The following is a 13,306-nucleotide window of genomic DNA, read 5'->3' as shown; positions in this document are numbered from 1 at the left end:
GCTGACCTAACACCCGGTCACAACACCGCCTCGGCCGGACAACAGCCAGCGAACGGCCGGGTCAGCCCCGCCATCGGCAAGACGGTGCTGCTGACCTAACACCCGGTCACAACACCGCCTCGGCCGGACAACAGCCAGCGACCGGCCGGGTCAGCCCCGCCATCCGCCAGACCTTCCCGCTGGCACGAGCCGCCGACGCCGACGCCCACGCCGCCGCCGAAGCCCGCACCGCCATCGGCAAGACGGTGCTGCTGACCTAACACCCGGTCACAGCACGGCGTCGGGTGGGCAGAAGTCGCCTTCGGCGAAGCGCGCGATACGGAACGGGTGGACGTCGTGCGGCGGCGGTTCCGCCCGCGCCAGCGCGGCGACCGTCGCGCCGACGGCTGGCGCGAGGCCGAAGCCGTGGCCGCTGAACCCGGTCGCCACCACCAGACCTGGCCACGCCACGGGTGCGTCGATGATCGGCAACGCGTCCGGCGTCGAGTCGATCAGGCCGGCCCAGGCATGCTCTACCTCGACGGCGCCGAGGTCAGGCAGCGCCTCGTGCAGGCGGGCGATGCTGCGCCGCACCCGCGCCGGCGTCGGGCGCAGTGTGGTCGGACGGCCGGTGAAAAGCGACACACCCACCCGTGGCCGCAGCCTGCGGTAGTTGCGCCGAAACGACGGCAGGAACCACCGGCTCTGCCGCAACGCGTCCCAGGTCAGGTCGACCTCGCCGCCCCCGCCGGTAGAGACGACCAACCGTCCGTCGGCGCGCTGCCGGAACGACAGGCCGTCCGCCCACACGGTCGCCCTGGTCACCGGGCGCACCGGCCCGGTCATGGCAACCGTGCCGCGCACGGTGGCCTGCGGCAGGCCGAGTCCGAGCGGACCGAGCAACCGCCTCGACGCCGCGCCGGCCGCACAGATCGTGACACCGGCGCTGACCACCGCCCCGTCGGCGGTGACGAGCCCGGTGACCCGGGATCCCGACCAGGTCAACGAGGCCACCGGCGTACTGGTGCTGATGACCGTGCCGTCGTGGCGCGCCGCGTCGGCGAACGCCGCGGTAGCGCGCCGCGGGTCGGCGTGCCCGTCGTCCTTCGCGTAGATCGCGGCGACGAACGGCAGCCGAAGCTTCGGGACGATCGTCTCGACCGTCTCGGCGTCCACCATCCTGGTGTCGATACCGTGGCTGCGGCCGAGCGCAACCCACTCCCGGTACGCTTCCGCGCCCGCGGCGGAGCCGGCGAGTGCGAGGTTGCCGCCCCGGACCCAACCCACGGGAACGGCCAGCTTCTCCTCCAGCCGCTGCCAACGGAGGTTGGCGTCCCGCATGAGCGGCAGCTCGGCGCGGCTACGCCCCTGCTGCCGTACGAAACCCCAGTTCCTGCCGGACTGCAGACCGGCGATCGCACCGCTCTCGAACAACCGCACGGTGCAGCCGGACCGAGCCAGCTCGTACGCTGTCGCGGTGCCGATGATGCCGCCGCCGATGACGGCGACGTCCGGACGAGCCGTCGCAGATGCCACGTGCCGCACTGCCCCTCATGTTCCGCCGGCCGATTTGCCTCTCCGATCGTCGATGCGGGGTGGGTGAGCGGCAATGCCTAGCATGTGAGGAAACCAGGTCGGCGATTACACGATCTGTACGGAGGTGTCGTGGAACCCACGCTCGAGGAGATCCTCGCGTACGAGCCGTTTCGCCGCGCCGACGCACGCACCGTCGCCGGCCACGCGCATCTGACCCGTACGGTCCGCTGGGTGCACATCTCCGAGATGCCGAACCCGGGGCGGCTGTTCAAGGGCAACGAGCTGCTGCTCACCCAGGGCCGCGGCATCAGCTCCGACCCACACCGGCAGCGGCGCTGGATCCGCGGTCTCGCGGAGGCAGGCGTCGCCGGCGCCGCCGTCGAGCTGGGTGTGATCTTCACCAACCTCCCGACAGAGTTGGTCGACGAAGCCGAGGCGACCGGGTTGCCGCTGATCTCGCTGCGGCACCCGGCGTACTTCATGGACATGACCCAGGCCGTGCACTCGGCCATCGTCAACCGGCAGTTCGGCCTGCTGCAGCGGGCCGAGACGATCGGCAGGGAGTTCTCCCGCCTGATCACGCAGGGCGCCGGGTTGGGCCGGCTGGTCGCCGAGCTGGCCAGCGTGATCGGCAACCCCGTGGTGCTCGCCGACCAAGCCGAACGCGTCGACGAGTACGCGCCGGACACGCCCGAGGTCGTCGAGTGGCTCGGCGACTGGCGTGCGCACTGCGCCTCCGGGCACGTCATGGCGTCGCAGGAGTCGCCGAGCAGGTGCCAGGACGCGACGCCACCGTGCACCTGGTTGCCACTGGTCGTGCGCGGCGAGCAGTGGGGCAGCGTGCACGTACTGGAGACCGCGAAGACGTGCGACGAGATCGACCTGCTGGCGATCGAGCGCGCCGCCGCGTCCATCGGGCTGGTGCTGGCGATCGGCCAGGAGCCGCACTCGCTCGACACCGACGGGCGCAGCACCCTGGTCCACGACCTCACCCGCGGTCACAACGTCGACCTCGCCAGGGCCCGCCGCAGGGCACGGGCATTCGGCGCCGACCTCGACGGCGCGCTGCGCGTCGTCGTGCTGCGGCCGTTCGACGGCGTCACGGAACGCGGCCAGCAACGTGCGCGCGCGCTGCGGGTGGTCGCCGGTGCGGTGACGCGCCACGTGTCCGGCGACAGCGGTGCCCTGGTCGGCTACGACAACCACCAGGTCGTGCTGATCACGTCGGACGACCAGCCGATGGCCGAGCAGTGGCCGAAGGTGCTCGCGGAGTGCAGCGGCCGCAACGAGCCCGTACATGCCATCGTCGGCGTCAGCGAGCCGACCGAGCTGTCCGGCGTCGCGGGTGCGTTCCTCGAGGCCGAGGACACCGCGCGCTACGGCATCCGCACCGGCCGGACGGACACCGTGCTTCACGCGAGAGACCTCGGCATCAACCGGCTGCTGCTCGCCCTGGACGGCGGGCCGGTGCTTGCCAGGCACATCCGCAGGGAGCTCGGCCCGCTCCTCGAGCACGACGCGAACGCGTCCGCTCCGTTGCTGCCCACGCTCGTCGCGTACCTCGACCACGGCGGCCACAAGACCGACGTAGCGCGTGCCCTGAGCATCGAACGGCGCACGCTCTACTACCGCCTGGAGCGGCTGCAGGAGCTGCTCGGCGGCTCGCTGGAGGACCCGGAGACACGGGCGTCCCTGCTGCTCGCGCTGCGCGGTCTGGCCTACCGCGAGCCGGCCTGCTGACCCCGCCGGCACACATCTCGTGCAGTAGGTACCGCCTCGGTTGCGCACCCGGTGCCTTGTTCGCGCCTCCCGCCCACTGGAAGCTCGGTCTACGACGACTTTGCCGTGCCCTTGCGAGGAGAGAACGTGGATCCGATCACCCAGGAGGTCGTCAGGTACCGGCTGAGCGCGATCGCCGACGAGATGGAGACCTCGTTGCTGCGCGCCGCGTACTCGACGATCGTCAAGGAGGGCCTGGACGCCTCCGCCGCGGTGTTCGACGCGCGCGGCAACAACATCGCGCAGGCGGTGTCGATCCCGATCCACCTTGGCTGCATGCTCCCGGCCGTGCAGACCGCCATCGAGCGGTGGCCGACCATGCAGGACGGCGACGTGTACATACTCAACGACCCGTACTCGGGTGGCACGCACCTGCCGGACATCGCGATCATCCGCCCGATCTTCGTCGACGGCGAGCCGCTGGCGATCGCCGCGACCATGTCGCACCACCAGGAGATCGGCGGCATGGTCGCCGGCAGTCTGCCACCGACCGCGACCGACATCTTCCAGGAGGGCCTGCGGCTGCCGCCGCTCAAGCTCTTCGATGCCGGCACCCCCGTCGACGCGGTCTTCGACATCCTCCGCACCAACGTGCGCACTCCCGACGTCGTGCTCGGCGACCTGCGCGCGCAGCTGTCCGCCGTCGACCTCGCCAACCGGCGCGTCGCGGAGCTCGCCGGCGAGCATCCGCCCACCGAGCTGCACGAGATCATGGACGCACTGCTCGACCAGTCCGAGGTGCTCACCAGGTCGCGGATCGGTGAGATCCCCGACGGCACGTACGAGTTCACCGACTACATGGACGACGACGGCATCGACGTCGGCGAGCAGATCCGCATCCACGCCGCGGTGACCGTTGCCGGCGACCAACTGACCGTCGACTTCACCGGCACCGCCGACCAGGTGCGCGGGCCGTTCAACTGCGTACCCGCATCGTCCATCGCCGCGGTTTACTACGTGGTGCGAGCGATCACGGGCGCCGACATCCCGGACAACAGTGGCTGTTACCGGGCCGTCGACGTCGTGCTGCCACCGGGCAGCCTGGTCAACGCCCAGCCGCCGGCCCCCGTCAACTCGCGCACGGCGACGGTACGGCGGCTCTGCGACGTGCTGCTCGGCTGCTTCGCGCAAGCTGTGCCCGAGCGGGTGCCCGCGGCGTCGTCCGGGCAGCTGCTGGTGATGAACTTCGGCGGCACCGACCCGAGCACCGGCCGTTTCTACGTCACCAGCGAGCTCGGCGTCGGTGGCATGGGCGCACGCCCAGGGCTCGACGGCGTCGACGCCGTGGAGACCGACGCGACCAACTGCCAGAACGTGCCTGCCGAGGCGATCGAGATGGAGTGCCCGGTACGCGTCGTGTCGTGGACGGTGGAGACCGACTCCGCCGGCGCCGGCCAGTGGCGCGGCGGCTGCGGCACGGAGAAGGTGTTCGAGCTCACCGCGGGCGAGGCGACCGCGAACTACCGCGGCGAGCGGCACACGGCCGCGCCCTGGGGACTCCAGGGCGGGTCCTCCGCACCGAACAGCAGGGCTGTTGTGCACCGCGCCGACGGCAGTGACGACGTGCTGCCGTCGAAGACCATGGTGCGCCTCGGCACCGGCGACCGGCTGCGGGTACTGATCTGCGGCGGCGGCGGATACGACGACCCGTTGCAGCGACCGGTCACCGATGTGCTCGAAGACGTCAGGGACAAGCGCATCACGGCGGCCGCCGCCGAGGAGCACTACGGCGTCGTACTCGACGGTGATGCGGTCGACTGGGCCGCCACCGAGGCGAAGCGTGGAAAGGGTGATGTCGCGTGAGCGCGTCCGTGGGAATCGACATCGGCGGCACGTTCACCGACGTCGTCGTCTGCCCAGACGACGGCACACCGGCCACCGTCGCGAAGGTGCCCACCACGCCCGCCGACGCTGGCATCGGGCTGGTCACCGGGCTCACCCGCGCGCTCGACGCGGCAGGTCTGGAACCTGCCGACGTCAGCTGGCTCGTACACGGCACGACCGTCGGCACCAACGCGGTGCTTGAACGTGCGGGCGCGCGTATCGGCATCATCACCACCGCAGGCTTCGAGGACACCCTGTTCATCGGACGGGCCAAGCGCGCCGAGAACTACGACCTGTTCGCCGGCCCCACCGCGCCCGGGTTCCTGTGCCCGCGCAGGCGGATCCACGGCGTCGCCGGCCGGGTCGACCCGACGGGTGCGGTGGTGGACGAGCTCGACGAAGCCGCCGTACGGCGCGCCGTCGCGTCGCTCGTCGACGACGACCAGGTGGAGGCGATCGCCGTCTCGCTGCTGTTCTCGTTCGCCAACCCCGCGCTCGAGCAACGCGTCGCGGAGATCGTGCGGGAGCACAGCCCGGAGACGTACGTGAGCCTGTCGTCGCGTATCGACCCGCGCTTCAGGGAGTTCGAGCGGCTCGTCGTCACCGCCTTCGACGCGTACATCAGGCCGAAGCTCGCGGCCTACCTCGCCCGGCTGCGTGACCGCCTTAGGCACACGGGAGTCGCCAGCTCGTTGCAGGTGATGGAGTCGCACGGCGGGATCGTCGCCAGCGAGCTGGTCGAGGAACGCGCGGCCGGCACCCTCCTCTCCGGGCTCGCCGGTGGCGCCATGGGTGCGGCCGCGGTCGGCACCGCCGCCGATCGCAACCGGGTACTCAGCTTCGACATGGGCGGCACCAGCACCGACGTCACGTTGGTCGTCGGCGGTGAACCACTCGTCAACGACGAGGGCCGCATCTCCGGGCAACCGTTGCGGGTGCCGATGGTCGACGTACACACGGTCGGCGCCGGCGGCGGCAGCATCGCGTACGTCGATGCGGCCGGCTCGTTGCGGGTCGGCCCGCACAGCGCGGGCGCCGATCCAGGGCCGGCGTGCTACGGCCGCGGCGGCGACGACCCGACGGTCACCGACGCGAACGTTGTGCTCGGCTTCCTCGGCGGCGCCGGACTCGCGGGCGGCCGGCTGACGCTCAACCGCGAGCTCGCGGAGAAGGCCTTGCGTACCAGGGTCGCCGATCGTCTCGGCATGGACCTGGTGCACGCCGCGTGGGGCGTACACCGGCTGGCGAACGCCGCCATGTCCGCGGCTGTGCGGGTGGTGTCCATCGGGCGTGGCCACGACCCGCGACAGTTCGCGCTCATCGCCTGCGGCGGCGCTGGTCCGCTGCACGCCTGCAGCATCGCCGACGACCTCGACATCGACGAGATCCTCGTACCGCCACACCCAGGCGTGCTCTCCGCCTACGGCCTGCTCGCCGCGGACACCCGCGTCATCAGGTGGCGGACGCAACGGTGCCGCCTCGGCGAGGGCGACCCTGCAGTGCTCGTCCGTACGCTCGACGAGGTCGCCGCATCGGCGCGCGACGAGATCGGCCGCGCGACCACCGTGCCGCCGACCGGCCTGACGCTCACCCGCAGCGTCGACGCGCGTTACGTAGGACAGTCGCACGAGCTGACCGTCCCCGTACCGGACACCAGCGATCCCGCGGACCTTACGGCCGCGCTCGTGTCCGGCTTCCACGAGCTGCACCAGCGGCTCTACGGGCAGCACGATCCCGCAGGCACCGTCGAGGTCGCGGCCGTGCGCGTCACCGCGTCGTACCCGCGCACCACGCCCGCGCTCGCGCCTGCCCAGGAGAGCAACGAGTACACGGACCAGCAGATCTACCTGCCCGAGCGCGAGGAGTTCGCCACCGTCCCCGTGCTGGCACGCGGCGCCGTGTCGGCCGAACTGCCCGGGCCTGCGGTCATCGTGCAGCCAGACACGACGACGCTCGTGCGGCTCGGCTGGACGGCGACACCACACCCGTCGGGAACCCTGCTGATCACCCGCGACCAGCCACTCGGGTAGAGCGCACTACCCGTCCGACAGACCACCGGGGGAACAGCCCAGTTCCAGTTGCCCTCAAGCGATCGAGGAGACCATCATGGTCGAAACTTCGCCAGCCTCGCCTGCCAGACTCCGCCTCGACCGAAGTCAACGTGGTGCCTTCTTCGGCGCCTCATCGGTTGGATCTTCGACTACTACGAGGTCTTCCTCCTCACCTTCCTGCTGATCCCGATCAGCAAGGCGTTCGGCCTGTCGGCGGGCCAGAGTGCCTGGCTGATCTCTGCATCGCTCGCATCGATCGCCGTCGGCGGTGTCGGGTTCGGACTCGTCGCCGACCGGATCGGCCGGCAGCGGGTGCTCATCATCACGGTCCTCGTCTACTCGCTGGCGACGCTCGCGCGTGCGGCGAGCCCCAACTACGAGACGTTGATGATCCTGACGCTCATCGCCGGGCTCGGGCTCGGCGGTGAGTACGGCGTCGGCCAGTCGTTGATCACCGAGGTACTCAACCCGCTCCGTCGCGGTTGGTGGAGCGGCCTGCTCTACGGTGGCGCCTTCGTCGCCATCATGCTGGCGTCGCTCGTCGGCGGTCACCTGCTGCCGCTCGTCGGCTGGCGGTGGACGTTCGCCATCTCCGGCCTGCCGGTGCTGTTCGCGTTGTACCTGCGGATGCGCACCCCGGAGTCGGCTGCGTGGGAACGCGCCGTGCGCCACGACCGGGTGTCCTGGCGAGCCTTCGCGTCGAAGTCGTTCATCCGGCCGTTCTTCATCTGCCTGATCGCCGCCAGCTTCTACTTCTGGGCGTACTACGGCGCCACGACGCTGCTGCCGAAGTACCTCGTCGAAGGCGGCTTCAGCATGTCCGGCGCCTCCTGGTGGATCTTCTTCACGGCGTTCGCCGGCCTGCTCGGCTGCGTCACCGGCGCCTGGGCATCGGACCGGTTCGGCCGCAGGATCACCCTCACCGCCTTGATGACGATCGCTACGGTGGGCGCTCTCGTCCTGTTCATCCTCGGCCGCGAGCTGCTCACGTCACCGGCGATCCTCGTGCCGTTCTTCGTCATGTACTTCGGCTCCAACGCCGCCACGGTGTTCGGCGCCCTGTTCAGCGAGGTGTTCCCGACCGAGACGCGCTCGACGGGCGTCTCGTCCGCCCTCCAGATTGCTCGCGGTCTGTCCGCGATCCCACCACTCATCGCCGCCGCGGTCGTCGCCGAACACGGTTACGCCTGGATGTTCCTCGGCTCCACCGTGCTCTACGCCGCCGCAGCCCTGTGGGCCTGGGTCTTCCCCGAGACCCGCGGCCTCGACATCGACACAGTCGACGCGAGAGCGCTACGCACGGAGGCCTAGGCCCGCCGCTCGAACGGCGGGCACTTCGAGTTCGCTCGGGTACCCAGTGTGCCAACGAGCCGCCACGAGCTGCACACCTCGATGCCCGGCCGGCAGTGGACGGTCCGACGCCAGACCCTGGCGCTGGACGGATCCGCTGCCGACCGGGCTGAGCCTGCTCCCTGTCGAGGTGATGATCGTGGCGCTCCCCGCTCACCGGCCGGCGAGGCCGCCTCGTTGACCTCCGCAGGCCAGCACACCGGCACCACGTTGGATGTCGCGATCACCGGCACCATCCGTCGGACGGCCACGACCCGCGGCCGCGGAAGTCCCAGACCGCCGCTCGAACGGCGGGGCACTTCGAAGAGGTGGACAGGGTCGCGGGCCTTCGAACCCGGCGACCCTGTCCACGTTCGCGCTAGTCGGCTGTGGCTGCCTGCTCTGTCTCGGCTGCTGGTGTCTTCGTCGAGTTGGCGGGGCCCTTCCTGGTGATGATCAGGTACGTACCGCGCACCAGGAGCGGGATGCCGAGGATCGCGATCATCGCGTAGGCCCTGCGGTGTAGCCCTTGGCCACCAGGTCGATGATCCCGACCCGGGCGAGCAGGACCGCGATCGCGAGCGTGAGCGCGGTGATGAGACCACTGGAGCGGCGGCCCAGCGGGGCGCGACCGAAGTCGACGAGGTTCTTGGCTGACCCGTTGCAGGGGCGCGTGGATCAGGCCGATGGCCGTCGCGAACAGCGTCCACCCGACCAGCACACCGAAGACCACTGTGATCCAGAACCCGTGCCCCTGCAGCATGACGAGCCACGGCAGCGGCGCCTCCAACACCTTCGTGTCCGGGTAGAAGCCCATCAGCGCGAAGTAGGTGAGGAACCACGGCACCACGATCAACAGGCCGAGCACACCGCCGGACAGCATCGCGTCCCGCTGCCGGCGCTGCCGGCGAATGGTGAACAGGGTCGCGGGAAAGATGACGAGGTAGAGCCCTGCGTAGACCAGCCCCGTGCGTACGACCTCCCACAGCGACACGTCGGGGTGCAGGGAGTGGTCACCGCTGCGCAGGGTGCTCAGCATCTGCTCCCAGTTCGTGCTGATCGCGAGAGCGGCGAACAACACGTAGCCCAGGCAGAGCAAGACCGTGCCGAGGCCGTTGAAGCGCTCGATGACGCCTTCGCCGTAGTAGTTGACGACGCTCACGAGCAGCACGACCAGCACGACGCCGACCCAGTAGTTCAGGCCGAGCGTGGTCTTCAGGATCTCGCCGGTGGCCGACACGAGCACCCCGATGATGACCAAGCCAACATGAGGTACAGGACGTCGAAGATCCAGTACAGCGGTCCGACGAGCTTCTTCAGCAGGTTCCGGTAGTCGAAGAGCTCGAACTTACGCGCCAGCTCGAACATGAGGCACGCCGTCACGGTCAGCCCTACGAACAGCGCCAGGCCCGCGATCCAGCCCAACGCACCGTACTTCCCGCCGTACTCGACGGCCTCCCTGCCGGTGGCGTACGCCCCGCCGATGGCCACCGACTGGAAGATCAGGGCCGGCAACAGGATTCTGCCGAGTGCACTGCTTGCGAACGAGTTCTTGCCTGGTCCCACTTCGCCATCCCTTGCCACCGATACCTCCAACACGAGGTCGATCAACCGCACGACGGTACGGATCGGCCAACCGACGGCTCACGGACCGTGCTTCAGCACGTGTCAAACTTTTGTAAGTCGGATGTCCGCTACAAAATAAACGGCGCCCTGCCGACCGTCAAGACTTCGAGGAGGCTGACCCGGCGCTGCGGCACCGGCGAGGCACTAGCTGCTGAACGTCGTTCCCGCCACGCTCAACAGCCAGGAGTCCTCGATGAACGTGAGGGTCATACGTTCACCGGCGGCCACGGGTTCCAGGACACTCGGATCGAGCATGCCGTGGATCGCGAGGCCGTCGGCAACCGCGACGAGCTCGGCCGCCAACCGCGTCGCGTCGAGACTCGCCGGTATCGCGCCTTCGCGCTGCGCCTCGCCGACCGCCCGGCGGATGACCCGACGCCAGTTGCGCAGGTACTCGACCACCTCCGCGTGCGTGTGCGGATCGGCGGTGGCTTCCGCGTAGAAGACGAGGAAGACGCGCGTCAGCGCCAGCCGGCGGTCGTCCAGCGGCAACACGCTCTCGATGAGGCCGCGCAGTCGGTCCATGGCGTTGCTCGCGCCGCGGCGTTCGATCTCCTGGAAGATCTCGCCCTGCAGCTCGGCCGCACGACGCAACGCGCCCACCAACAGCTCCTGGCGCGACGCGTAGTAGTGGTTGAGCGCACCGGCGGACCAACCGGTCTCCTCCGCGACCGCACGGATGGTCGCCGCCCTGGTCCCCGCACGCGCGACGAGCGCCAGCGCCGCATCCGCGATCTCGGCACGTCGCCGGTCATGCTCGACGACCTTGGGCATGGGCGATCCCCCGACCTTCCTTGTCCGCGCGGCGACCTCGACGTTGGGCGCCGTCAGTCTAAGCCGAGCCGCCAGGCGCCACCGATCAGCTCGATACGTAGCTTCTTGCGGCTCACCAACTGGTCGAGCACGTCCTCGTCGAGCATCGCGTGCATCGCCAGCCCGTCGGACAACGCGACCAGCTCGGCGGCGAGTGCGCCTGCGTCGAGCTCGGCGGGCAGCTGGCCGGCCTCCTGCGCTTCGGCGATGACCCGACGGACGACGCGCCGCCAGTTGTGCAGGTAGTCGGCCACCTCCTCGCGGGCCTCGGGCGTCGCCGCCGCCTCGGCCGAGAAGACCAGGAAGATGCGGGTCATGGCGACCCGGCGGTCGTCAAGCGGGAGCACGCTCTCGATCAGCTTGTGCAACCGGCTCATCGGGTCCATCGCCGCGTCGCCGCGGATCTCCTTGAACATGCGCCCCTGGATCTCCGCCGCCCGACGGAGCGCGCCGACCAGCAAGGCGTGGTGCGACTCGTAGTAGTGGTTGAGCACACCCGTCGACCAGCCGGCGGCCCTGGCCACCGCGCGGAGGGTAACCGCCTTGATCCCCTGGTGGGCGATCACGTCCAACGCGGCGTCGGCCAGTTCCGCCCGACGCTGCTCGTGATCGACGATCTTCGGCATGCGACCCCTTCCAAGCAACGCCACTCTAGGACGCGGACAAACCTTGACACGTCCAGCGGACGATCCTCTAGCATCTGTTTATATCATTCGTTCAATATAGAAACATCAGGCTGCTCAACGCGACGTTCAGAATCGGGGTGTCGGTGTCCTCTTCCGTACACGGCGAGCCGCGTATCCGGGTGCCGCTTCGCTGGCGGGACCTCGACCATCAGGGCCACGTCTACCACGCGACGATGCTCACCTTGCTCGACGAGGCACGGACGCAGTGGCTCAGCGAGTCGATCGGAGTGCAGTCGGCCGACACCTACGTCGTCGCGCGGATCGAGATCGACTACCTCGCCGAGGTCACCATGGAGTGCCAGGAGATCGAGGTGACGTTCGGCGTCAGTCGGGTGGGCCGCCGCAGCATCACCACTGACGAGCTCGTCACCAGCCCCGACGGTGTCGAGCTTGCCCGCGCGGCGGTCGTCGTAGTGCTCTGGGACCGCGACGGCCACCACTCCCGCGAGCTGACGGCGACCGAACGGACGCGGGCACAGCAGTGGCTACCGACGAACTCGGAGGTGGAATTCCATGCGTGACGCAGTCATCGTGGCGATGGCACGCACCCCGATCGGGCGGGCCACGAAGGGCAGCCTCGCCACCGAACGCCCGGACGACATGGCCGCCCAGGTCATCTCGCAGGCGCTGGCGAAGGTTCCACAGCTGGACCAGCGGGACGTCGACGACATCCTGCTCGGATGTGGCTCGCCAGGCGGCGAACAGGGTTTCAACATGGCGCGGGTGGTGGCCGTGCTGCTCGGCCTCGACGACGTGCCCGGCTGCACAGTCACCCGGTACTGCGCCTCCAGCGTGCAGACGACCCGGATGGCCATGCACGCCATCCGCGTCGGCGAGGGTGACGTGTTCGTCTCCGCCGGCGTCGAGTCGTGCAGCACCTACGCCAAGGGCGAGGCCGACTCCATCCCGGACACCATGAACCCGCTCTTCGACGAGGCACGTGCGCGCAGCCGCAAGGCCGAGGAAGACGGTGCGGATGCCTGGACCGACCCGCGGACGTCGGGCCTGCTCCCCGACGTCTTCATCGAGATGGGCCAGACCGCAGAGAACGTAGCGCTGTTGCACGAAGTCAGCCGCACCGACATGGACGAGTACGCCCTGCAGTCCCAGCAACGCACTGCCGCCGCACTGGACAACGGCTTCTGGGCCACCGACATCGAACCGTACCGACGTGCCGACGGAACGGTCGTCGACGCGGACGACTCGCCCCGGCCGAGCAGCACGCTCGAGGGCATCCAGGGACTGCGACCGGTGTTCCGGCCGGACGGCCGGGTCACGGCGGGCAACTGCTGCCCGCTGAACGACGGAGCGTCCGCACTCGTCGTGATGAGTGCGGAGAAGGCACAACAGCGGGGCGTCACACCGCTCGCCCGCATCGTCGCCACGGCGGTGTCGGGGATCTCCCCGGAGATCATGGGGCTCGGTCCGGTCGAGGCGACCAAGCGTGCGCTGGCACTGGCCGACATGTCCGTCGACGACATCGACCTGTTCGAGCTCAACGAGGCCTTCGCCGCGCAGGTTCTCCCGTCGCAGCGCGAGCTCGGGAGGTTGTCCCGGCGGTCGTAGAACTTGAAGGTGGCGGTCCCCCGCCTGAGGCCTGCCGAGTGGTAGGTCCTCTGGTGAACCGCCAAGTACACCGAAGAAGGAAGGGGACCGCTGTGAGCAAGACCTACCAGAAGAAGG

General features: G+C 69.6%; 9 protein-coding genes and 1 pseudogene. 6 read left to right on the top strand and 4 right to left on the bottom strand.

The genetic code is table 11. The features are described 5' to 3' along the window. Nucleotides 1-267 precede the first annotated feature (267 nt). Nucleotides 268-1,524, bottom strand: coding sequence for an FAD-dependent oxidoreductase (locus GEV07_28645; GenBank protein MQA06510.1), 1,257 nt, complete (start codon nt 1,522-1,524; stop codon nt 268-270). Between the two features lie 75 nt (nt 1,525-1,599). Between GEV07_28645 and GEV07_28640 the strand changes: the two genes are divergently transcribed. Genes GEV07_28640 through GEV07_28625 form a run of 4 tightly spaced genes read left to right on the top strand, consistent with a single transcriptional unit; the run spans nt 1,600 to nt 8,480 of the window. Further along, a complete protein-coding gene (locus GEV07_28640) occupies nt 1,600-3,255 on the top strand; it encodes a hypothetical protein (protein MQA06509.1) in 1,656 nt (551 codons plus the stop codon). 51 nt (nt 3,256-3,306) lie between these two features. Next, nucleotides 3,307-5,097 (top strand): hydantoinase B/oxoprolinase family protein, encoded by a 1,791-nt coding sequence (locus GEV07_28635; protein MQA06508.1) that lies wholly within the window; start codon nt 3,307-3,309, stop codon nt 5,095-5,097. Next, nucleotides 5,094-7,148, top strand: coding sequence for a hydantoinase/oxoprolinase family protein (locus GEV07_28630; GenBank protein MQA06507.1), 2,055 nt, complete (start codon nt 5,094-5,096; stop codon nt 7,146-7,148). Before GEV07_28635 ends, GEV07_28630 begins: the two co-directional genes overlap by 4 nt. 48 nt (nt 7,149-7,196) lie before the next feature. Next, complete coding sequence (locus tag GEV07_28625) at nt 7,197-8,480, top strand: MFS transporter (GenBank protein MQA06506.1); 1,284 nt, start codon at nt 7,197-7,199, stop codon at nt 8,478-8,480. A 397-nt stretch (nt 8,481-8,877) separates the two neighbouring features. Here the strand turns inward: GEV07_28625 and GEV07_28620 are convergent. The 3 genes and pseudogenes from GEV07_28620 to GEV07_28610 all read right to left on the bottom strand — a co-directional run bounded on the left by GEV07_28620 (nt 8,878) and on the right by GEV07_28610 (nt 11,563). Then, nucleotides 8,878-10,082: pseudogene (locus GEV07_28620) on the bottom strand (hypothetical protein). 186 nt (nt 10,083-10,268) lie between these two features. Further along, the gene (locus GEV07_28615) at nt 10,269-10,898 is read right to left on the bottom strand and encodes a TetR family transcriptional regulator (GenBank protein ID MQA06505.1); all 630 of its coding nucleotides are present in this window, start codon (nt 10,896-10,898) and stop codon (nt 10,269-10,271) included. A gap of 53 nt (nt 10,899-10,951) precedes the next feature. Further along, a complete protein-coding gene (locus GEV07_28610; GenBank protein ID MQA06504.1) occupies nt 10,952-11,563 on the bottom strand; it encodes a TetR family transcriptional regulator in 612 nt (203 codons plus the stop codon). A 143-nt stretch (nt 11,564-11,706) separates the two neighbouring features. Here GEV07_28610 and GEV07_28605 point away from each other — a divergent pair, with 143 nt between their 5' ends. Both GEV07_28605 and GEV07_28600 read left to right on the top strand, forming a co-directional pair. Beyond that, a complete protein-coding gene (locus tag GEV07_28605) occupies nt 11,707-12,144 on the top strand; it encodes a hypothetical protein (GenBank protein ID MQA06503.1) in 438 nt (145 codons plus the stop codon). After that, nucleotides 12,137-13,189 (top strand): acetyl-CoA C-acyltransferase, encoded by a 1,053-nt coding sequence (locus tag GEV07_28600; GenBank protein ID MQA06502.1) that lies wholly within the window; start codon nt 12,137-12,139, stop codon nt 13,187-13,189. Before GEV07_28605 ends, GEV07_28600 begins: the two co-directional genes overlap by 8 nt. Nucleotides 13,190-13,306 lie beyond the last annotated feature (117 nt).

Source organism: Streptosporangiales bacterium (assembly GCA_009379825.1).
GTDB lineage: Bacteria > Actinomycetota > Actinomycetes > Streptosporangiales > WHST01 > WHST01.
This window is presented reverse-complemented; position numbering and strand designations above follow the sequence as displayed.